The 23,676-nt window shown below is 60.4% G+C and carries 11 protein-coding genes; 5 read left to right on the top strand and 6 right to left on the bottom strand.

Annotated elements, in window-relative coordinates; translation table 11 throughout:
* Positions 1 to 72: 72 nt before the first annotated feature.
* Both J4D25_RS15850 and J4D25_RS15845 read left to right on the top strand, forming a co-directional pair.
* Positions 73 to 10,770, top strand: coding sequence for a peroxidase family protein (locus J4D25_RS15850; RefSeq protein WP_057714102.1), 10,698 nt, complete (start codon positions 73 to 75; stop codon positions 10,768 to 10,770).
* A gap of 50 nt (positions 10,771 to 10,820) precedes the next feature.
* Positions 10,821 to 11,531 (top strand): hypothetical protein, encoded by a 711-nt coding sequence (locus J4D25_RS15845; protein WP_157858922.1) that lies wholly within the window; start codon positions 10,821 to 10,823, stop codon positions 11,529 to 11,531.
* 462 nt (positions 11,532 to 11,993) lie between these two features.
* On the opposite strand, the gene J4D25_RS15840 is transcribed toward J4D25_RS15845, so the two are convergent.
* On the bottom strand, positions 11,994 to 14,663 hold the full coding sequence (locus J4D25_RS15840; RefSeq protein WP_057714104.1) for an autotransporter outer membrane beta-barrel domain-containing protein: 2,670 nt from the start codon (positions 14,661 to 14,663) through the stop codon (positions 11,994 to 11,996).
* Between the two features lie 288 nt (positions 14,664 to 14,951).
* A complete protein-coding gene (locus J4D25_RS15835; RefSeq protein ID WP_131726854.1) occupies positions 14,952 to 15,224 on the bottom strand; it encodes a hypothetical protein in 273 nt (90 codons plus the stop codon).
* 272 nt (positions 15,225 to 15,496) lie between these two features.
* Here J4D25_RS15835 and J4D25_RS15830 point away from each other — a divergent pair, with 272 nt between their 5' ends.
* Both J4D25_RS15830 and J4D25_RS15825 read left to right on the top strand, forming a co-directional pair.
* Positions 15,497 to 17,536, top strand: a complete 2,040-nt coding sequence (locus J4D25_RS15830) for an FAD-dependent oxidoreductase (protein WP_057714105.1) — start codon at positions 15,497 to 15,499, stop codon at positions 17,534 to 17,536.
* A 156-nt stretch (positions 17,537 to 17,692) separates the two neighbouring features.
* Positions 17,693 to 18,619: a 1-aminocyclopropane-1-carboxylate deaminase/D-cysteine desulfhydrase gene (locus J4D25_RS15825; RefSeq protein WP_057714106.1), complete on the top strand. Its 927-nt coding sequence runs from the start codon at positions 17,693 to 17,695 to the stop codon at positions 18,617 to 18,619.
* A gap of 34 nt (positions 18,620 to 18,653) precedes the next feature.
* Here J4D25_RS15825 and J4D25_RS15820 read toward each other — a convergent pair whose 3' ends face one another.
* The 3 genes from J4D25_RS15820 to J4D25_RS15810 all read right to left on the bottom strand — a co-directional run bounded on the left by J4D25_RS15820 (position 18,654) and on the right by J4D25_RS15810 (position 21,565).
* Positions 18,654 to 19,214 carry a cytochrome b gene (locus J4D25_RS15820; protein WP_057714107.1) on the bottom strand — a complete coding sequence of 187 codons (561 nt, stop codon included), beginning with the start codon at positions 19,212 to 19,214 and terminating at the stop codon, positions 18,654 to 18,656.
* A 259-nt stretch (positions 19,215 to 19,473) separates the two neighbouring features.
* Positions 19,474 to 20,301 carry a phosphonoacetaldehyde hydrolase gene (gene phnX / locus J4D25_RS15815; protein WP_057714108.1) on the bottom strand — a complete coding sequence of 276 codons (828 nt, stop codon included), beginning with the start codon at positions 20,299 to 20,301 and terminating at the stop codon, positions 19,474 to 19,476.
* 154 nt (positions 20,302 to 20,455) lie between these two features.
* Complete coding sequence (locus tag J4D25_RS15810; RefSeq protein ID WP_057714109.1) at positions 20,456 to 21,565, bottom strand: 2-aminoethylphosphonate--pyruvate transaminase; 1,110 nt, start codon at positions 21,563 to 21,565, stop codon at positions 20,456 to 20,458.
* 109 nt (positions 21,566 to 21,674) lie between these two features.
* Between J4D25_RS15810 and J4D25_RS15805 the strand changes: the two genes are divergently transcribed.
* Positions 21,675 to 22,538, top strand: a complete 864-nt coding sequence (locus tag J4D25_RS15805; protein ID WP_057714110.1) for a LysR substrate-binding domain-containing protein — start codon at positions 21,675 to 21,677, stop codon at positions 22,536 to 22,538.
* A 121-nt stretch (positions 22,539 to 22,659) separates the two neighbouring features.
* On the opposite strand, the gene J4D25_RS15800 is transcribed toward J4D25_RS15805, so the two are convergent.
* Entirely contained in the window at positions 22,660 to 23,532 is an 873-nt protein-coding gene (locus tag J4D25_RS15800; protein ID WP_057714111.1) for a LysR family transcriptional regulator, read from the bottom strand.
* Positions 23,533 to 23,676 lie beyond the last annotated feature (144 nt).

Raw genomic sequence — 23,676 nt, 5'->3', positions numbered from 1 at the left:
CATCACTTGACTTGGCGCGGGAGGATTTTCTCGTCCCGCGCCTTTAACCAGACAGATCGAGGGCAATCCAAAATGGCCAATTTCAGCAAGTCGGACCTGGAATTCATCCTCAAGCAAATCTTTATCGCCGAGGCGAATGCCGCCGGCACCAGCCTCATTGATTTGCTTCCCAATACCCAGGTGCCGTTCGGCCTGCGTACCGTCGATGGCAGCTTCAATAACCTGGTCACCGGCCAGAGTGATTTTGGCGCCGCGGACGCTGACTTCCCACGCCTGCTCGATCCTTCCTTTCTATCGGCGCAGTACGCCGGAACAGGGACGGTGATCGACCCGCAACCACGGATTATCAGTAACCTGGTCGTCGACCAGACCGCCAACAACCCGGCGGCCTATGCCTCTGCGTTCGACCCGGGCCTGGACGGTGTACTCAACTTCGGCACGGTGGGTAATGACGACGTACTCAAGGATGGCGTACAGATAGTCACCAGCCCCGGACTGGATGGCGTGTTCGGCACGGCCGATGACAAGGACGTGTTCTTCATGCCCAACGTGTCGCCGGACGTCGGCCTGACCGCCAGCTTCAACTCGTGGATGACCTTCTTCGGCCAGTTCTTCGATCACGGTCTCGACCTGGTCACCAAGAGCACTACCGACGTCGTGTTCATTCCGCTGCAGGCGGACGATCCGTTGTTCGTCCCGGGCAGCCTGACCAACTTCATGGTGCTGTCACGCGCAGTGCATACCGCCGGCGCGGACGGAGTAGTCGGCACGGCCGATGATGGCCAGACCAACACCACCTCGCCGTTCGTCGACCAAAGCCAGACCTACGCCTCGCACCCTTCGCACCAGGTGTTTCTGCGCGAGTACGTCATCAATGCGGCGGGCGATCCTGTTGCAACGGGGCGCTTGATTACCAACCGCGACCTCGGCCCGGATGGCCGGTTCGGCACGGCCGATGATGGCGACGGCGAAAATGGCGGCATGGCGACCTGGGCAGTGGTCAAGGCCCAGGCCCGTGACATTCTGGGCATCAACCTGACTGACGCCGATGTGCACAACGTGCCATTACTGGCAACCGATGCGTACGGCAACTTCATCCGCGGGCCGAACGGCATGCCGCAGGTGGTGATTCGCATCAGTAACGGTGCTGACGGCATCGCCGGGACCGCTGATGACGTTACTCAACTGGTCGAAGGCAACCTGGCAGCTCCCATCAGTCTGGCCAATGCCGTGAGCACCGGGCATGGTTTCCTCGACGACATCGCCCATAATGCCGCGCCGGTCGTCGTCGGCGGGGTTCTGCAGGCGGATGCCGACATCGCTATCGGCAATGCGCAGCCCGTTGGCCCTGGCGGCAACAACCTGACCTATGACAACGAACTGCTCGACGCCCACTATATTGCCGGCGACGGCCGGGTCAACGAGAACATTGGCCTGACCACCGTGCACCATGTGTTCCACTCCGAGCACAACCGCCTGGTCCAGCAATCGAAGGACACCATCATTGCCGCAGGCGATCTGGCCTTCCTCAATGAGTGGCTGGTGGACGACGTGGCTGCAATACCGACTACACCTGCCGAGATTGCGGCATTGGTGTGGGATGGCGAACGCCTGTTCCAGGCCGCCAAGTTCGGCACCGAAATGCAGTACCAACACCTGGTGTTCGAAGAGTTCGGGCGGACCATTCAGCCGCAGATCGACGAATTCCTTGCACCCAGCGGGTATGACACCTCGATCAACCCGGCAATCCTCGCCGAGTTCGCCCACGTGGTGTATCGCTTCGGTCACTCGATGTTGACCGAAACTGTCGATCGCTTCGACCCCGCGTTCAATCCGCTGCTCACTGACCCCACCAACCCGGACTCGCAACTGGGTCTGATCGCGGCCTTCCTCAACCCGCTGGCGTTCGCCAGCAGCGGGGTGACTGCGGACCAGGCGGCAGGGGCGATCATTCGCGGTGTGACCCGCCAGGTCGGCAACGAGATCGATGAGTTCGTCACCGAAGCGTTGCGCAACAACCTGCTCGGTCTGCCGCTCGATTTGCCGAGCCTGAACCTGGCACGTGGTCGCGACACGGGCATCCCCACCTTGAATGAGGCGCGTCGCGAGTTTTACGCATCCACCGGCGACAGCCAACTCAAGCCGTACATCAGTTGGGCTGACCTGGCAGACAGCCTCAAGCACCCCGAGTCGCTGGTCAACTTCATCGCGGCCTATGGCACGCATAGCACGATCACGGCGGCGACCACGCTGGCAGACAAACGCGCTGCAGCCTTTGCGCTGGTATTCAACGGTGCGGGTTCGCCGGCTGACCGCCTGGACTTCCTCAACAGCACCGGTGCCTATGCCAACGTAACGCTGGCCGGCGCGGATGGGGTACTGGGTACTGCCGATGACCTGACCGGTGTGACGGTCACGGGCGTCGACGACATCGACTTCTGGGTCGGTGGCCTCGCCGAACAGAAGATGCCGTTCGGCGGCATGCTCGGCTCGACGTTCAACTTTGTGTTTGAAACCCAGATGGAGGCGTTGCAGAACGGCGACCGCTTCTACTACCTGGCGCGTACCGCGGGCCTGAACTTCGGCGCCGAGTTGGAAAACAACTCCTTTGCCAAGCTGATCATGCTCAACACCGATGTCACCCACCTGTCGAACACCGTGTTCCTGACGCCGACGTTCACCCTTGAGGTGGATCAGACCGCCCAGTTCACCGGCCTTGGCGTGGATGGCCGCGCCGATCCGACCGGCGGTATCATGATCAACGGCGTGGAAGTCGTGTCGCTGGTGATTCGCGACAACCCTGACACCGTGGGTCCGGACACCAATTATCTGCAGTACACCGGTGAAGACCATATCGTCATGGGCGGCACCGCCGGCAATGACATCATCATTTCCGGTGAGGGCGATGACACCCTTTACGGCGACGGCGGCAACGACCGCCTTGAAGGCGGTGCCGGGAACGATGCGGTACTGGGCGGCGCGGGCGATGACATCATCAGCGATTCGTTCGGTGACAACCGTCTGGAAGGCAATGACGGTAACGATGTGATCGTGGCTGGCAGCATGCTTGCCGGAGGCAACCTGATCCTGGGTGGCGACGGCCAGGACTTCATCATCACCACTGAAGACATCTCCCTTTCCTTCGGCGGCCAGGGTGACGACTTCATTCTCGGTGCCAAGACCAACCTGCCGGCTACCGGTGGCGAAGGTGATGACTGGATCGAGAAGGGCACCCAGGACGGTGCACCTGGCGATAACGCCTCGCCGTTGCTCAATGACGATGTGATCGGCAACGACATCTTTACTGGTGGTGGCGGTTTCGACGAAATGATCGGCGAGGGTGGCGATGACATCTTCGTTGGCAGCGATGCCCAGGACAAGATGGACGGCATGTCCGGCTTCGACTGGGTGACCTACAAGAACGACAGGGTCGGCGTGACCGCTGACCTGAGCATGGCCGCGCTGGCTCAGCCCCATGGCAATACACCAAGCCAGAATGCCGGCATATTCAATCCGGTCGGTGCCTCGCCAGCCTCGATTCTCGACCGTTTTGCCGAGGTCGAAGGCTTGTCCGGTTCGAGTTTTGGCGATGTACTCAGAGGTGATGATGTCGATGCGGACACTATCATCAACCACGGCGGTACCACGGGCAGTGCGCTGACCAATGTCGCATTGATCCGCGGACTGGACCAGTTCCTGGCCGATGCCGGACTGCCGGTCACCGGCTTTGCCACTGGCAACATCATCCTCGGCGGTGATGGCAGCGACCTGATCGAGGGCCGCGGTGGCGATGACCTGATCGACGGCGACAAATGGATCAACGTCAGGATTGCCGTTTATGATCCGGCTGACGTCAACCATACCGGCCCTGAGATCGCCAGCTTCGACAGCATGGTCGATATGATCCCGTTGATGCTGGATGGCACCATCAACCCTGGTCAGCTCAAGGCCGTGCGGGAAATCATGCCCGGCACCTCGACGGGCGGGGCGGCCTTCGATACCGCCATTTTCTCCGGGCTTGAAGCCGAGTATGCGGTGACTGTCGACGACCGTGGCACGGACGATGTGTCGGACGATGTCTGGACAGTGGCCGATAGCGTAGCGGGTCGCGACGGCACCGATACCCTGTTGAATATCGAACGCCTGCAGTTCGCCGATAACCAGCAAGTGCTGGTGGCGGGGGAGAATGCCCAACCGGATGGCAGTCCGACTGTCTCGGATGGCAACGGCGGCGCGATCACCGTGGGCGATTTACTGACTGTCAGCGTGGCCGGGGTGAGCGATGACGACAACGTCGCGGCGGGTAATCCGCAGGGGTTGATCACCAACTCCTCTGTGTCCTACATCTGGCAGTTCGAGGCCGATCCAGGCAGTGGCATATTTGAGGACATCATTCTGTTGCCGGCTGGCGACCTGGCGTTCCAAAGCGCCAATGGTACCGCATTCAAGGTCTCTCCTGATCTCGCCGGGTTGTCGTTGCGGGTCAAGGCTATCTATCAGGACGGTCACGGCACCACGGAGATCCTGTTCTCCACGCCGACGGCTGCCGTTGTTGCCGGTGCACCGGTTACGCCAACGGCGCAGGTACCTGTAGTCGATGCCACTGCGGGTGGCGCGGGCCTGCACATGGTCCGCTCCGACCTCAACTTCATTCTTGACCAGATCAAGATTGCCGAGGCTGATGCGGCCGGTCAGGACATCCTCTCGCTGCTCCCGAACATCCGCGCGCCGCTGGGCCTGCGTACGGTCGACGGGTCAAGCAACAACCTGATGAACCTCAACGGCATTGACAACACCGAGTTTGGCGCCGCCGATAACCTCTTCCCGCGCGTGGGCGATCCGGTCTTCAATCCGGCGGAAGGGGGAACGTCGTATGCGCAGAACAACGGCATTGTGATCGACTCGCAGCCGCGCACCATCAGTAACCTGATCGTCGATCAGACAGCGAACAACCCGGCGGCCTATGCCACGGCATTCGACCCGGGCCTGGACGGTGTGCTCAACTTCGGCGCGGTGGGTAACGACGATGTGCTCAAGGAAGGTGTACAGATTGTTGCCAGCCCCGGGCTGGATGGACAGTTCGGTACTGGCGACGACCGCGATGTGTACCTGTTCGAGAACACCACGTCGGATGCGGGATTGTCCGCGCCGTTCAACGCCTGGATGACCTTCTTCGGGCAGTTCTTCGATCATGGTCTGGACCTGGTGACCAAAGGTGGTTCGGGCACCGTCTTCATTCCGCTTCAGCCGGATGATCCACTCTTTGTCCCAGGTAGCCTGACGAACTTCATGGTTCTGACCCGCGCGACCAACCAGCCAGGGGCGGATGGCGTTCTTGGCACGGCCGACGACATCCATGAGCACACCAACACCACCTCGCCGTTCGTGGACCAGAACCAGACCTATAGCTCGCACCCGTCGCATCAGGTGTTCCTGCGCGGTTATGAACTTACCGCCAGCGGCCCCGTAGCGACAGGCCGGTTGATCACTAACCGTGACTTGGGGGTGGATGGCACGTTTGGCACCGCTGACGACGTTGAAATCGGTGGTATGGCAACCTGGAAGGTGGTCAAGGCCCAGGCACGCGACGTGCTGGGTATCAATCTGACCGACGCCGATATCGACAGCGGTCCGCTGCTGGCGACTGACGCCTATGGCAACTTCATCAAGGGGCCGAACGGCTTCCCGCAGGTTGTCATTCGGGTCAACAATGGGGCGGATGGCATTGCCGGCACCGCCGATGATGTCACTACGCTTGTCGAAGGCGATCCGGCCAATCCGGTAAGCCTCGTGAACGCGGTGCGCACCAGCCATGCCTTCCTCAACGACATCGCCCACAACGCCGTGCCCGTCGTTACCGGCGGGGTTCTGCAGGCGGATGCCGACACCCTTGTCGGCAATGCGCAGCCCGTTGGCCCGGGCGGCAACAACCTGACCTATGACAACGAACTGCTCGACGCTCACTACATCGCCGGCGACGGCCGGGTCAACGAAAACATCGGCCTGACCGCGGTGCATGCGATCTTCCACTCCGAGCACAACCGGCTGGTTGCGCAGACCAAGGACACCGTGCTCGATTCGGGTGACGTGGCCTTCCTCAACGAGTGGCTGTTGACTCCGGTGGCCGCGTTGCCAACTACCCAGGCTGAGTTCGATGCGCTGCAGTGGAATGGCGAGCGCTTGTTCCAGGCTGCCAAGTTCGGCACCGAGATGCAGTATCAGCACCTGGTGTTCGAGGAGTTTGCGCGGACCATCCAGCCCAACATCGACCTGTTCTTCGCACCGACCCAGGTCTATGACGTCGACCTTGATCCTTCGATCGTCGCCGAGTTCGCCCACACCGTGTACCGGTTTGGCCACTCGATGCTGACCGAGACTGTCGATCGCTTCGATATCGACTTCAACGTGATAGGCGATCCGAGCAGCGCCAATCCCGATCAGCAACTGGGCTTGATCGCGGCGTTCCTCAACCCGTTGGCGTACGCCGCCAGTGGCGTGTCGCCAGAGGATGCGACCAGTGCGATCATCCGTGGGGTGACCCGGCAAGCCGGTAACGAAATCGACGAGTTCGTCACCGAGGCGCTGCGCAATAACCTGCTCGGCCTGCCGCTCGACCTGCCGGCGATCAACATCGCCCGTGGCCGCGACGTGGGGATTCCTTCACTCAACGCGTTCCGCCGCGACATCTACAGCCAAACCGGTGACACCCAACTCAAGCCTTACAACAGCTGGGTCGACCTGGTGCAGCACCTCAAACATCCGGAGTCGTTGATCAACTTCATCGCGGCCTATGGCACGCATGACACCATCACGGCGGCGACCACGCTGGAAGGCAAACGCGCTGCAGCTATGGCGCTGGTATTCGGTGGTGTGGGGGCGCCGGCTGACCGCCTGGACTTCCTCAACAGCACCGGTGCCTTTGCCAACGTAACGCTGGCCGGTAGCGATGGGGTACTGGGTACTGCCGACGACCTGAGGAACGTGACGATCACTGGTGTCGATGCCATCGATATGTGGATTGGCGGCCTTGCCGAACAGAAAACTCCGTTCGGCGGCATGCTCGGCTCGACCTTCAACTTCGTGTTCGAGAACCAGATGGAAAAACTGCAGGACGGCGACCGCTTCTACTACCTGGAGCGTACCGCTGGCCTGACGATGAATGCGGAACTTGAAAGCAACTCGTTCGCCAAGCTGATCATGGCCAACACCTCGGCCACGCACTTGCCGGGCGTGGTGTTCACGGATCCGGGGTTCTATCTGGAAGTGGACCAGGGCAGGCAGTTCAACGAAGGTCTGCTCGCCGTCGATCCGCTCGGCCCGAATGGCGCGCAGGTGGTGTTCCGCGACAACCCGCTGACCGTGGGGGCGGACACCAACTACATCAAGTACACAGGTGACGAGCACATCGTGCTGGGTGGCACCGAAAACGCAGACATCCTCATCGCCAGCGAGGGCGATGACACGGTCTGGGGTGATGGCGGCAACGATCGCATCGAAGGCGGTGACGGCAACGACCAGTTGCGCGGTGGCGCCGGCGACGACATCATCACCGACACCGGCGGCGACGATAACGTCCAGGGTGGCGACGGCAACGACGTACTGCACGGTGGCAACGGCGTCAACCTGCTCATTGGTGGGTTCGGCAACGACTTCATCATTACCGGTGAGGACGCCTCCGAGGCCATTGGTGGCCAGGGCAACGACTTTATCCTGGGCAGCAAAGCCAACGAACAGGACATGGGTAACGAAGGCGACGACTGGATCGAGAAGGGCACTTCGGACGGTGCACCTGGCGACAACTTCGACCCGCTCGGCAACGACCCGGTAATCGGTCACGATGTCTACATCGGCGGTAGCGAGAACGATAAGTTCAACGGCGAAGGCGGTGACGACATCATGGTCGGCAGTCTCGGCTTCGGTGACCGCTATATCGGCGGCTCGGGCTATGACTGGGCGACCTTCAAGGGGCTGGCCCAAGGTGTGAGCGTTGATTACACCGACCGCTTCTTCGATGTGCCACCGATGCCGGGTTCAGGAGCTTCGGCGCTGGTGCGCTTCGACATCATGGAAGGTCTGTCGGGTTCGTCCCATGGTGACTTCCTGCGCGGTGATAACGAAGATGCGACATCGCTACCCACCGCGGGTGCAACTGGCAGTGTGCTGACCAACATCAGCCTGATCAACGGCCTGGCGGGTCTGCTGCCAGCTGGAGCGACATTCTTCGACGGCGGCAACATCATCCTCGGTGGCAGCGGCAGCGACCTCATTGAAGGTCGCGGTGGTGACGACATCATCGACGGTGACAAGTGGCTGAACGTGCGCATCAGCGTACGGGCAAACGCTGATGGCACCGGCGCGGAAATCGCCACGTTCGACAGCATGGAACCGATGGTCCAGGCGATGTTGAACGGTACTTACAACCCGGGCCAACTGGTCATCGTGCGGGAGATTCTGACCGGCACTGACAACTTCGACACCGCGCTGTACTCAGGTAATGCGTCGGAGTACACAGTCGCTGTCGACGGCAACACTGTCATTGTGACCGACCTGGTTGCAGGGCGTGATGGCGTCGATCGCCTGACGGGCATCGAGCGCCTGCAGTTCGCTGACCAGGCGCAGGCCTCCGGTGTTGGCACCGTCTCGAACAGCGCTCCTGTGGGGCGTCTGGCGATCCTCGATGCTACCACCGGTGCGCGTGTCGATTCGCCTGTCGCCGGCCAGCTGCTGCGTGTCAGCAGCCAGTCGATACGCGACGCGAACAGCGTCAGTGCGGCCAATCCGACCGGCGCGGTTACCGGTCCCGTGTCTTACTACTGGCAGGCCGAAACCATTGCCGGTTCGGGCATCTTTGAAGACATCACCGTTCTCGCCGCCGGCGAGGCATCGCGGGTAACCGGCGCCACCTACCTGGTGGCGGACGATGTCGCCGGTCTGAACCTGCGCGTTCGGGCGGTGTATCAGGATGGCAGCAGTACGCTGGAGATCGTCGACTCGTCGGCGAACAACGCACCGACCGCAGGGCCGGGCATCCTCGGGTTTGCGTTTCTGAACCAGGTGTTGACCGCCGACCCGTCGACCATCGTCGACGTCGATGGCCTCAGCAATCCGCAGTTCACCTTCCAGTGGCAGGAGACCAATGGGGTCACCTTCGTCGACATCGTCGGAGCCACCGGCAGCACGCTCACGCTTGGCCAGAATCAGGTCGGCGATCAAGTGCGTGTGGTGGTCAGTTACGTGGATGACTTCGGTGTGGCCGAAAGCATTGCGTCCGACGCCACGGCCCCGGTGACCGTCGGTGTAGTGTTTGTCGGTACCCCCGGTGTCGACATTTTTATCGGCACGCAAGGCGACGACGTGGCCAGCGGAGGTGATGGCAACGACATCCTGAACGGGCTGGGCGGCAACGACATCCTCAATGGTGACGCGGGCAATGACGTTCTCATCGGCGGTGGTGGTGCCGACACGATGGCCGGCGGTGTTGGTGACGATATCTTCGAAGTCACCGACCTTGGGGATGTGGTGACTGAGCTCGCCGGTGCTGGAAGCGACTCGGTCTGGACCTCGCTCGCGAGCTATACCCTGGGTGCCGACGTCGAAAATCTGTTTTTCGGCGGCAGCGGCAACTTTGCGGGCACAGGCAACGCGCTCGGCAACACGCTCGTGGGCGGTGCGGGTAACGACGTCCTCATTGGTGGCGCAGGTGCCGACACGATGACCGGCGGTGTCGGTATCGATATCTACGAAGTCACCGACCTTGGGGACGTGGTGAGCGAGCTCGCTGGTGCCGGCAGCGACTCGGTCTGGACCTCGCTCGCGAGCTACACCCTGGGTGCCAACGTCGAGAATCTGTATTTCGGCGGTAGTGGCAACTTTGCGGGCAGCGGCAACGAGCTCAATAACACGATCGCGGGCGGTGCGGGTAACGACGTCCTCATCGGCGGCTCAGGCAACGACGTTATCATCGGTCGCGCAGGTGCCGACACGATGGCTGGCGGTATCGGCAGCGATGTCTACGAAGTCACCGACCTCGGGGACGTGGTGAACGAGTTTGCCGGTGCCGGCAGCGACTCGGTCTGGACCTCGCTCTCGAGCTACACCCTGGGTGCCAGCGTCGAGAATCTGTATTTCGGCGGTAGTGGCAACTTTGCGGGCAGCGGCAACGAGCTCAATAACACGATCGTGGGCGGTGCGGGTAACGACGTCCTCATCGGCGGCGCAGGCAACGACGTTATCATCGGTCGCGCAGGTGCCGACACGATGGCTGGCGGTATCGGCAGCGATATCTACGAAGTCACCGACCTCGGGGACGTGGTAAACGAGCTTGCCGGTGCCGGCAGCGACTCGGTCTGGACCTCGCTCGCGAGCTACACCCTGGGTGCCGACGTCGAAAATCTGTTTTTCGGCGGTAGCGGCAACTTTGCGGGCACCGGCAACGGGCTGGCCAACACGATCGAGGGGGGGGCAGGTAACGACGTTCTCACCGGCGGTGGCGGTAACGACGTGATGAGTGGCGGCGTCGCCGGTAACGATACGTTCGCGTTTGCTGCGGGTTTCGGCAGCGATACGATCCTGAACTTCGGAGCCAATCCGGCCGGGCAAGACTTGCTCAATATCACGGCGCTGGGGATCAACAGCGCGACGTTCGCTGCTAACGTGACCATTACGGCCAACGGGGCGGACACGGTGGTAGGGATCGGGGCGGACACGATTCACCTTGTGGGTGTCAACAGCGCAGCCGTTGATCAGACGGACTTCATTCTGACCACTTGAGGTCCTGGTCAGTACTGTCGCAGGGAGCGTGGACAGCGGAGGGGAGGGCAATGGATGCCCTCCCTTTCTCCTTCCATTCAATTGCCCATCAGCTATCGGGGGTGCCAGCAGCGTACTGGAACTCATCAAAGCAGGTTGGAACCGAACTGCGAAATCAAAGAAACAATGAAAAAGGAAACCCGGCCTTGAACACTTCAGCCATCTGCCTCTTGAGCAGTCTATTGGTTTCGATCGCTGCTTCTGCTACCGGGATTAATCCGGTGTTCGACCTGGATTTCACCAGGTCAGCCACGGAAACGCTGAAAAAACTGCACATCAACGACGCTTGTATTATCGCCATCTCAAGTCCTGCTGCGTTTACGTTCTGCCGAGAAGGGTCATCAACGCTCTGGAAGTATCAGGCGCTGGATCTGGAGCAACAGGCGCTGATCCAGATTGGCCAAAAGCGGTCTTCGACGGACTTTCAGCAAATAACCCTTGTGGAAGTCGACAGCGTTGCTTGCGAACAGGATCACCTTGTGGAATGGGTTAAACCAACTATCAGGCATGGACTTGTCCTTGGTCTGATTACCCTGTTTCTGTTGGCCGGCCTGCGATATACCTACCGGGCGATCATGCATTGCTGTTATGACGAGGCTGGCTTTTCGAAGTTCGGCTTACAGCGATTGGACGAATCCTGGTCAGCGCACAATTCAACGGTAATGGCGTTGGTCGCATGGGGTATGGCGGCAGCTATGGCATTTGTTTACTTCGGGTTTTGAGCATGACCACAATTAGCGGATGTGCCGTTTCAAGATGTTCGCCATTCGATGTACTTTGACTCCGTGCAGTTCCACTCGCTGACGATTGATTGATTGATTGACTTGCTTGATATCCTGTTTTTCAGTTAATCCTGAGTTTCTGTCTACCTGAAAGGGTGGCTGGATCACCGTGAAATTCGCAATTGGAGTTTGCTCTGGATGAGAGCTGCTCGCTATTGCGCGAGTTGTGGGATGTATAACAGCTATTGATTCTGTTGATGGCTTATCCGTTGCTGATTGCGTTCGGGTTCCTGACGATGCTGGCGCTACTCCTTCCTGGATGCAGATGCTCCCTATCTTTCGATACAGAGCATCTTCGTTGAGCATCACCCTTGTTGATCGGTTTTCATACAGTCTGCAGGGCACCATTCTTTAATTACAGAACGGCCGTAATGGGGGTGATAACCATACGAGCGGCCTCGCTTACCAACTCACCCTCACCCCCGCATTGCCACTCACGCCTTCCAGGGCATTGGTGTCCAGATTGGTGTTGTAATCCGCCGCCAGGTACACGCTGACCGTTGACGATAACCGCGCCACCACACCCACTCCGAGATCGGCAGAGGACGATTTGTGATCACTCTTGATCCGGTCCACGTCATCATAGGTCACAGTGTCACTACCGCCAAAGGTGCGCCAGGCGTTCGCCCGGACGTAGGGCTCGATGGGCGTGTTCTGTACCAGGTAGCGCCCTTTCAGGCGTGCACCGAGGCGACCGGTCCAGTAGTCCTGGGAGTCGAACGAGACCTTGGAAATACCGTCGTTCTGGCTGTCCATATCGATCTGCTGGTTGATCACCTGGACCTGTGGCTCCACCACCCAGTGCTCGGAAATTGCAATCGGATAGCCGGCTTCGGCGGACAACGCCAATGCATGGCCCTTGCTGTCCATTTTCACCCCACGGTCGGATTTGTTATCGCCATCCAGGCGCGTGCCCATGGCCACAAGGTCAACGTACCAGCCCACGGTTGGATCGGTGAGGGTCCAATAGGCGCCGAAGTTGTCGCCGTCGAGTTCGGCCCGCCCCGAACGACGGTCCTGGAAGCCCTCGGCGAAACCTTTGACATCGCCCTGCAAGCGGCTCTGGCCGACGAACAGGCCGAAGCGTTGGATCTGCCCGCCGCTGGTTTCGGAGGCATACAGGTCATGGCCCACTTGATAGCCCTTGGTAGAACCGTCGAAGCTGGGGGACACGGTGCCGGTCCAGCTCTTGTTGAAATCGCGGCCATAGGCACGACCCCAACCGGCCGGGACGGCACCGGTTTCGCTCAACAGGCTTTGTTCGCCCTGGCGGTCGTGGAACGTGCCCAACGCTTGCAAAGTCATCAACTGCGCGGCTGGCACCACCACCGAATACACGGGCACCTCCAGGCGGTACAGTGGAATAGGATCGGCACCTGCCATCGCTGTCGGTAATGGCGGGGTACTGACAGCAGGTTCCGGAGAGGTTTCGGCCGGGATTTGGTTGAGCGGAGGTGCAGTGGGTTCGACCGGAGCAACGGGCCTTGAAGTTGGCGGCTCCACGGGCGGTTCATCGGGCGTAACCACCGGCGGTGTCGGTGGAATCGGTGGTACCGGCACCACTACCTGCGGCACCGGTGTCGGCGGTGGTACCACCGGCGGTTGTACCGCTGCCACTGACGAGCGCAGGTACCAGTTGTTTTCCGAGCCTGCCGTTACACCCCCCTTGAACAGATAGTACTCATAGGCCCCGGCAGAAACCGAGCCTTTCAGGGCAAAGGCATCGGTAGTGCTGACTGCGCCGTTGAGCGCCTGCACCACTTCGATCCCGTTGTTTTGCGTCAGGCCGCCCAGGCCACTGAGATTGGTCACCGCCAATTGGGTATTGCCGCTGATGGTGCCGTCGGAGACCACCAGTTTGTCAGTGGCGGAAGTGTCGTCGCCGAGCACGGTTTGCAGCCACAGCTGGCCGTTGTTGCCGACGTAGTTGCCGTACACCGTCAGCGAGTCCGCGGCGCTGTTGCTGCCGGTGGTCATGTCGATGGTGCCGGCGTTGATGAGGGTCGCCCGCTGGCCGGCGGTGTAGGGTCGGATGCTGCCTTGGGTCACCGCCAGCACGCTGGTGTTGTCGATGGAAACCGTGCCGGCATTACTGGCGCTGTCGCCGAGGAAAAAGTCGCCAGCCAGGTCAAAGTGCGAATTGTTGTTGAGGCTGACGGTTTCCCAACCGATGTAGCGGGAGGCCGTGTTGGAAGTGGTGTTGTCGAAGGTCAATTGATCATTACCCAGGCCGCCGTCGATCGATGGGGTGGCGCTCAACAGGCTTTCGGTCAGGCCGCTGAGCAGCGCGGTATCGTTACCATCACCCATCAGCACGGCGGACTTGATCTGGCCGCCATTGAGCCAGTTGAAGGTGTCGTTGCCGAGGCTGGTGCGGATCTCGCCGTTTATCACGCCGCCGCTGACAGTGATGCGGTCGTCGCCGCCGCTGACACTGATATTGCCGCCAATCGTACCCCCGGTGACGATAATCCAGTCGGTACCAAATCCGGTGACGAGGTTGCCAAGGATCGAGCCGCCGGACATGTCATAGATGTTGTTGTCCAGTTTCATGTCGACGCGGCCGATGGTGCCGCTGGTTTGCTGCGCCACGTCGCCATCTTCAAAGGCGCCGACGATGGTGCCGCCGGTCATCAGGAAGGTGTCGCGGCCGTCGCCTTGAGCCAGAGACTGGATCTGCCCGCCACTCATCACAAAGTCATCGATGCCATTGCCTTGGGAAACCGCACCCGTGACCGCACCGGCACTGATACGGAAGCGATCGGCACCATCACCCTGAGTGATGCTGCCGACGATTCGTCCGGAGATCATGTCGACGAGGTCGGTGCCAGCCCCGGTAACAATGTTGCCGTTGATGGTACCGGTGCCGTCAATCGGGAGGGTCAGGATGTTGTTGCCCAGCAGGTCGGTCAGGCCGACAGGGCTGCTGCCACTGTCGCAGACATACGCATCGACGCCGGGGCCGGGAGTGAGTACGCAAGCCGCTTGCGCCTGTTGTACTGCCAGACTTAAAAGCGACAACGCCCCCACTTGAAGAAGTCCATTTTTTCCTGCACGAAGCGCAAGGTGCATAAGATCCCTCTTATTTAATGTCATTCTGATATTGTGTGGAGGTTTTATTTTGTAGTTATATCTAGACCATCAATACGATATCTACAAGGAAATGGGCTTGTGGTCCTTTCGTCGATTGCCCAGGACCTCAGCAGGGTGTTGCAGGCGAATAGAAAGTTAAAATCCACAACGCTGAGCTGGGAAAAACGGATGAGTTCCGCTCTTCGATTTAGTACCTCTGCTGGGTATGAGTGAGACAATTCCTGTTTTTTCGCCATAAGTGGGTGGTTATATTGTCTTCCAGTTAGTTTAAATTGTTTTTTCTGGAATATATCGTGTCAAAGATTGCGTTGTTTTTACTTTTTGGTTTTGTGTTGTCGGATTACGTGCTCGCGTCACCCAAAAAACAAATGCTTCTACAAGTGCGTCGTACATGAATTGCGGTTCAGGTCTGGCCACGGCCAAGCGTGTAGCCCAGCTGGAGGTGTGCTTCAGAGTGCCGCCATTCAGCGCCGCACCGCGAAAACTCCTCTGGCAATGGCCCGACATCACGACATAAAACATTTCACACACGGCGTCCATGCTGGTTTTTAACGTTCCCGCGACACGGCTGGCTATGGCTGGCTGATTCCATTCTTAATGCAAATAATTCCAATCGAAGTGAAAACTCATGACCGCAGGTCGTTTTTGTTTTGAGTCATTCCCGTTAGCCCAATGTCGCTGCTCATTTCGATCAATAAGTTGTCATTTACGGTCATTGAGGGATGACGGCACGACTCTTAGTCTGTCGAACATGACTGATGGGGGCCGCAGAGCTCCCGCACTTTCCGTGATCGCTCGATGTGGAGTTACCGATGACCGCCGCTCAATACCCGCACCTGTTGGCTCCGCTGGACCTGGGGTTCACCACGCTGCGCAATCGCACCCTGATGGGGTCGATGCACACTGGCCTTGAAGAGAAACCGGGTGGCTTCGAGCGCATGGCGGCGTACTTTGCCGAGCGTGCCCGTGGCGGTGTCGGCCTGATGGTCACCGGCGGTATCGGCCCGAATGACGAGGGTGGCGTGTATTCCGGCGCGGCCAAGCTGACGACCGAAGAAGAGGCGCTCAAGCACCGTATCGTCACCCGTGCCGTGCATGACGCGGGCGGCAAGATCTGCATGCAGATCCTCCATGCCGGTCGTTATGCCTACAGCCCGAAACAGGTTGCGCCAAGTGCGATCCAGGCACCGATCAACCCGTTCAAGCCCAGGGAACTGGACGAGGAAGGCATCGAGAAGCAGATCAGCGATTTCGTCACCTGCTCGGTACTGGCGCAAACCGCCGAGTACGACGGCGTGGAAATCATGGGTTCCGAAGGTTATTTCATTAACCAGTTCCTCGCCGCCCATACCAACCACCGTACCGACCGCTGGGGTGGCAGCTATGAAAACCGCATGCGCCTGCCGGTGGAGATCGTTCGTCGCGTGCGTGAAGCGGTAGGCCCGAACTTCATCATCATTTTCCGTCTGTCGATGCTCGACCTGGTTGAAGGCGGCAGCACCTGGGAAGAGATCGTTCAACTGGCCAAGGCCATCGAGCAGGCCGGCGCGACCATCATCAACACCGGTATCGGCTGGCACGAAGCGCGGATTCCGACCATCGCCACCAAAGTGCCGCGCGCGGCGTTCAGCAAGGTTACGGCCAAGTTGCGGGGTTCGGTCAATATTCCGCTGATCACCACCAACCGTATCAACACCCCGGAAGTCGCCGAGCAGATCCTGGCCGAGGGCGATGCCGACATGGTGTCCATGGCACGGCCGTTCCTCGCCGACCCGGATTTCGTCAACAAAGCCGCTGAAGGTCGTGCCGATGAAATCAACACTTGCATCGGTTGCAACCAGGCCTGCCTCGACCACACGTTCGGCGGCAAGCTGACCAGTTGCCTGGTGAACCCGCGTGCCTGCCACGAAACCGAGCTCAACTATCTGCCCGTGCAGCAACTGAAGAAAATCGCCGTGGTCGGTGCCGGCCCTGCCGGTCTGTCCGCCGCGACCGTGGCCGCCGAGCGTGGCCATCAGGTGACGCTGTTCGATTCGGCCAGCGAAATCGGCGGTCAGTTCAACATTGCCAAGCGCGTTCCGGGCAAGGAAGAGTTCTACGAAACCATTCGCTACTTCAACCGCAAGTTGCAGACCACCAACGTCGAGGTGTGCCTGAACACCCGCGTCGACGTGGCCGGGCTGGTCGAGGGCGGCTACGACGAAATCATTCTGGCCACCGGCATTGCGCCGCGTCTGCCGGCCATTCCAGGGGTGGAAAACGCCAAGGTGCTGAGCTACCTGGACGTGATCCTGGAGCGCAAGCCGGTCGGCAAGCGCGTCGCGGTGATTGGTGCAGGTGGTATCGGTTTCGACGTTTCCGAGTTCCTTGTGCATGAAGGTGTCGCCACCAGTCAGGATCGCGCCGCGTTCTGGAAGGAATGGGGCATCGATACACACCTTGAAGCGCGCGGCGGCGTCGCCGGTATCAAGGCCGCGCCCCATGCGCCGGCCCGCGAGGTGTTCCTGCTGCAACGCAAGACGTCCAAGGTCGGCGACGGCCTGGGCAAGACCACCGGCTGGATTCATCGCACGGGCCTTAAGAACAAACAGGTGCAGATGCTCAACAGCGTTGAATACCTGAAGATCGACGACGAAGGCCTGCACATTCGCATCGGCGAAACCGGCGAAGCTCAGGTGCTGCCAGTGGACAACATCGTGATTTGCGCCGGGCAGGATCCGCTGCGCGAGTTGCATGACGGCCTGGCGGCGGCGGGGCAGAGCGTGCACCTGATCGGCGGCGCGGATGTCGCGGCAGAGCTGGATGCCAAGCGGGCGATTAATCAGGGGTCGCGGTTGGCGGCGCAGTTGTAACAGACCGGTCAAGCGTGCCAACGGCCATCGCGAGCAAGCTCGCTCCCACACTGAATCTGTGTCGTTCAGCAGATCGAAGGTGGGAGCGAGCTTGCTCGCGATGGCTGCCTTTGAGCGACTAGAATGTACTTTCTTTTTTAGCTCAATCAGGCGCCAATGCTTCTCCCACCCTCCACCTGGTTACCCCAGGCCCCCCTCGACCCCCTTCACCTCGACTGGCTCACTCAAGCCGGCATCGAAGTGGCAGTCCTGCGTCTGGACCGGATCGACCCGCTGATCAGCGGCAACAAATGGTTCAAGCTCATCGAACACCTGAAGACCGCCGACCGCCTGGGGGCCGAAGGCATCATCAGTCTCGGTGGCGCGCACTCCAATCATCTTCATGCGTTGGCGGCGGCGGGCAAGCGATTGGGCTTTTCCACCGTCGGCCTGTTGCGCGGGCATCCTCAGCAAACCCCGACGGTCGAGGACTTGCAGGCGTTCGGCATGGAGTTGCACTGGCTGGGCTATGCAGGCTATCGAGCGAGGCATGAAGCGGGTTTCTGGCAACCCTGGCAAACCCGCTATCCGACGTTGCATCCGGTGCCTGAAGGGGGAGGTGGATTACCCGGTGCTGAAGGTTGCATGCAATTGCGGGCCAGGGTTTGTACCCAATTGACGGGCTTGGGCTGGAGTGACTATGACGGCTGGTGGCTGGCCTGCGGAACCGGCACGACCCTGGCCGGCCTGGTGCTGGCCGAAGCGGGGGATCATCCGGTATATGGTGCCCTGGCGGTGCCTGATGACCACGGGGTGGCGCAGCAGGTCGAGCGGATCGTGCAGGAAGCGGGGGTGGTCGATGCAGTGTATGAGCTGTTCGAGGCCAGTCGCGGCGGGTTTGCCAAGGTTGATCCGTTGCTGCTCGACTTTATTGAAAAGACGGAGCAGGCGGGAAATATTCCACTGGAGCCGCTGTATACCGGCAAGGCACTGCTGGCACTCAAGCACCAAGTGGAAGCGGGCAAGTTCGCCCGAGGCACGCGGCTGATCTTCGTCCACACTGGCGGCTTGCAGGGGTGGCGGGGATTCAATTCACAAACCTGAAAGTCACCGAAAACCAATGTGGGAGCGGTCAAGTTCAGGCGTCGCGGTTTACCCGCTTGGGCATCATCCGCAGCAATGTGTTATCGCCCACCACATAATGGTGATACAGCCCGGCCACGGCATGCAGGCCGATCAGCCAATAGCCGATAGTGCCGCCGAGCTCATGCCAGCCCTGGAGCTGTTTGGCCAGGTCCTTGTTTTCCGCTACCAGCATCGGCAGGTCGACACCGTAGAACATCACCTGATTGCCTTTGGCGCTGGTGACCAGCCACCCGAGAATCGGCGTGACGATCATGAAAATGTACAGCGCCCAGTGCATCAGCCTGGCCAGTGTCGTTTGCCAGTGCGGCGAGGCCGGGAAGATCTGCGGCGCCGGGCCGAGGCTGCGTGCGAACAATCGCAGCCAGACCAGAACGAATACGGTCAGGCCGAGCATGAAGTGTGATTCGACGATCAGCGTGCGCGCGCCACTGCCCTTGGGAAAGAATCCGCGAAACTCGATACAGGCGTAAACCAGCACCAGCAGGACCAGCATCAGCCAATGCAGCGTGATCGATACGGTGCTGTAGCGCGACTCAGAGTTTTTCCACGGCATAGGTGTTCCTCAGAGGTCCGGTTTAAAGCCACCGTTCTTGTCCGACGGTGTGCGTTAACTGTAATCCTGTTTCACCGGATTTGCCTGAGGCGATTGGTCGCTGGATGCTCGGGTTCGGGTAAAGGCAGAGAAAAACCTTGTAGGAGCGAGCTTGCTCGCGATGGTCGCCAACGATGACGCATACCCACTGGGTAACCGCGGCATTCTTGAGACCATCGCGAGCAAGCTCGCTCCTACAGGAGGGGGGGCGTTGCGGTATTTAGCTCGACTGTGGCATTTCGCCGTTGGCCAGGCGCTTGTTGATGTCGGCGATCACTTCCGGCAGATCGGTGATGGTGTCGATCATGTAATGCGGGCGTGAACCTTCGAACATTCCGTGGATGCGCTTGCGCTCGCTGTCCAGTTGGTCGCAGCCCAAGGCGCGATAGCCTTCGTAGTCCAGGCCCAGGGCGTTGCCCGAGCAGATCAGTGCCACGGTCCACATGCCGGCGCGGCGGCCTTCGAGAATGCCCGGCACGGTGTCATCGATCTTCACGCACGCGGCGACATCGTCGATGCCCAGGGCGATGACGTTGGCCAGCGCCTGGGCGGGCCATGGGCGACCATTCGGGACTTCGTCGGTGGCGACCACGTGGTCGGCCACGTAACCGTTGGTGGCGGCCAGTTCGACCACCTTGTCCATGACCTGTTTCGGGTAACCGGAGCAGGAACCGATCTTGATCCCTTGCTCGCGCAGGTTGGCGATGGTCTCCAGTGCCCCGGGAATCAGCGCCGAGTGCTCGGCGATTTTTTCGATCTGCAGCGGCATGAAACGCTGGTAGATCGCAGTGACGTCATCGTCGGTCGGCGTGCGGCCGAACACTTTGCGATAACGCTCGGCAACTTCCGGCAGGTCGCACAGGGTGCGGATGTGGTCCCACTTGCCCATGCCCATCGGGCCACGGGCTTCTTCGATGGACACCTGGACGTCGAACTCGGCGAAAGCCTCGACGAAAATCTGCGTCGGGGCGAAGGAGCCGAAGTCGACCACGGTGCCGGCCCAGTCGAGGATGGCGGCTTGCAGTTTGGTTGGGTTGGCGTAGTTCATGGCGTTTGGATTCCTGTGATATCGATCTATTCGGACATTCAGCTTTTCTGTGGGAGCGAGCTTGCTCGCGATAGCGGTCTTACATTCAACATGTGTGTCGACTGATCGGGCCTCATCGCGAGCAAGCTCGCTCCCACAGGGAATGTGGTGTGGTTTAGATGTCGAGCACTTCCATCTCGCGCAACACTTCGGCAATCGCCGCCACGGCTTCACGCATTTGCGCCGGGTTGACATGGCCGATGCAGCCGACGCGGAAGGTTTCGACCTGGGTCAGTTTGCCGGGGTAGAGGATGTAGCCCTTGGCCTTGACCCGCTCGTAGAATTCTTTGAACGCGTAACGCGGATCTTTCGGGGCGTGGAAGGTGGCGATGATCGGCGCCTGGATAGCCGCCGGCAGGAAGCTGCGCAGCCCCAGTTTGCCCATCTCTTCCATCAATGCCTGGCAGTTGGCGGCGTAGCGTTCGTGCCGCGCCGGCAAGCCGCCTTCTTCGTTGTATTGCAGCAGGGCTTCGTGCAGCGCCGCGACCACATGGGTCGGCGGGGTGAAGCGCCACTGGCCGGTCTTGGCCATGTAGGCGTGCTGATCCTGCAGGTCCATCGCCAGCGAATGCGAGTTGCCGGCGGCGCTGGCCAGGGATTCTTTGCGAGCGAAGACAAAACCCATGCCCGGTACGCCCTCCAGGCATTTGCCCGAGGCGGCGATCAGTGCGTCGAACGGCACTTGCTGTGCATCCACGGGCAGCGCGCCAAAGGAACTCATGGCGTCGATGATCAGGCGCTTGCCGTGTTGCGCCACTACTTGGGCGATCTCTGGCAGCGGATTGAGGATGCCGGTACTGGTTTCGCAGTGAATCAGGGCGACATGGGTAATGTCTTGATCGGCACGTAGCAGGCGGTCGACGTCGGCGGCGGTGGTCGGCTCATCTTCTGCGGTTTCGAAGGTACTGAAGGAGCGGCCCAGTACTTCGCAGATTTTCGCCAGGCGTTTGCCGTAGGCGCCGTTGATCAGGACCAGAATCTTGCCGTCCCGAGGCACCAGCGTGCCGATCGCTGCCTCGACCGCGAAGGTGCCGCTGCCTTGCAACGGCACACAGTGGTGGGTGGCAGCGCCGTTGATGATGGCCAGCAGTTGCTCGCAGAGGCTGGCGGTCAGTTGATTGAAGCGGTCATCCCATGAACCCCAGTCGATCATCATCGCCTGACGGGTGCGGGGCGACGTGGTCAACGGGCCGGGGGTGAGCAGGATGGGTTCGGCAGTACTCATTCTCGTGTCCTCGCAATCGATGGGATGAAGCTACGGGGCCTAAATTGCAATTTGCCGTGTTATCAATCAAATTGTTTATTGTTATGCCAGCCATCAGTGAGGGTTATTCATGAACCTGTTTCAGCTCCGCGCCTTCGATGCCGTGGCCCGGGAAGGCAGTTTTACCCGGGCGGCGGCGCGGCTGTTCATCAGCCAGCCGGCGGTCACCGGGCACATCAAGGCCCTGGAGGAGCACTACCAGATCACCCTGCTGCGCCGCACCGCCCGACGGGTGGAACTGACGGAGGAGGGCACCAAACTGGCGGCAATCACCCGGGCGATGTTCGGCCTGGCCGAAGAGGCGCAGGTGATGCTCGAAGCCAACCGGCAATTGCTGACCGGGCGTCTGGAGGTGGCGGCGGACGGCCCGCACATGGTCATGCCCATGCTCGCCAGCTTGCGGGCGCGCTATCCGGGGATCACGGTGAACCTGCGCCTGGGCAACGCCCAGGAAACCCTGGGGGCGCTGCTGTCCGAGCATGCCGACGTGGCGGTGCTGACCGAGGTCGAGCCGCGCAAGGGCCTGCATCTTCAGGCGCTGAACGAATCGCGGATTTGCGCACTGGTGCCCGACGGGCATCCTTGGGCGCAGAAGACTAAAGGCGTGCAGCTCAAGGAACTGGATCAGGTGATCATGGTGCTGCGCGAACCGAGTTCGATTACCCGGCGCACCTTCGATGAGGCTTGCGCCCAGGCCAAGGTCAATCCACGGGTGTTGCTGGAACTGGACAGCCGCGAAGCGGTGACCGAGGCGGTGGCCGCCGAACTGGGCGTGGGGGTGGTGTCGTCGGTGGAGGTCAGCCACGATCCACGGGTGGCGGCGGTGCCGATCATTGGCGAGGGGTTGGTGAATCGGCACATGATTGGTTGTATGGAGCGGCGGCGGGACTTGCGCTTGATTCAGGCGTTTTTCGGGTTGGCGCCAATCAGGTAGACCAAGTTGCCTGCATCGCGAGCAAGCTCGCTCCCACAAGGGATTTGCGTCGACCACAGATTATTCAGACGATACACCACCACTGTGGGAGCGAGCTTGCTCGCGATGGGGCCGGACCTGCCTACACAAGACTCTCGCGCACCATCTCAAGAAACGTCGCCACCACCCGCCGCGAACTCTGCTCGCGCAAGCACACCAGGGTTTCCGTCAGCCTGCGTTTGCAATCGATAATCGGCAGCGCACACACCCGCGAATCCGCGCCAAACTCGGCAGCCGATACAACGCCCACGCCAATCCCCACCACCACCGCCTCCCGAGCTGCCTCGCGACCTTCAACCTGAATCGCCGGCCGAATGCGAAACCCGGCCCCCGCCATTTCCTCCTCCAGGGTCTGCCGGGTCACCGAACCGATTTCCCGCAATACCAGTGGCGTGTCGTCGAGGTCGGCGAGGGTGATGGATTCGCGGTCGGCCCACGGATGATTGCGCGACACGAACGCCACCATCGGGTCGTTGCGCAGGGGCAGTGAAATCAGGCGTTCATCGCTGACATCACGGCCCAGCAATGCAAGGTCGGCCTGATAGTTGAACAGTCGAAACAGCGACTCATCGGTGTTGCCGGTTTCGATCTTCACGCTGATCCCGGGGTAGCGTTCGCAGAACCGGGCAATCTGCGGCAGCACGTGCACCGGTGCATCCACCGCCAGAATCAGGCTGCCGGTCTGCAGGGCCTGGGATTCCTGAAGCAGTTCCTGGGCTTCCGCCTCGATCACAAAAAGCCGCTGGGTAACGCTCAACAGACGCTCACCCAGATCAGTCAGGCGCACCGAGCGCTTGTTGCGGTGAAACAGCAAAACACCGTAGCGCTCTTCGAGCTTGCGCACCTGATCGGAAATCGCCGGTTGCGTCAGAAACAGGCGTTCGGCGGCCTTCGTAAAGCTTCCATGGACCGCCACGGCGTGGAAAGCTTTGAGCTGGGCGTGGGACACCGACATGGGAATCTCCAGTAACAAGCTGAACTTATATTTGAAATACGATAAATCGATTTCACTTATTAATCAGTAATTGTTTTTATCCACCTCAGCCCCGCTGACTGGTCAGTCGAACAGCAGCGGGTGCCATGAGCCTGTGCGTGCAAC

Origin of the sequence: Pseudomonas sp. GW456-L13 (assembly GCF_017350115.1) — a bacterium.
Taxonomy (GTDB): Bacteria; Pseudomonadota; Gammaproteobacteria; order Pseudomonadales; family Pseudomonadaceae; genus Aquipseudomonas; species Aquipseudomonas jessenii.
The sequence above is the reverse complement of the archived record's forward strand: the minus strand, read 5'-3'. Positions and strand labels throughout refer to the sequence as shown.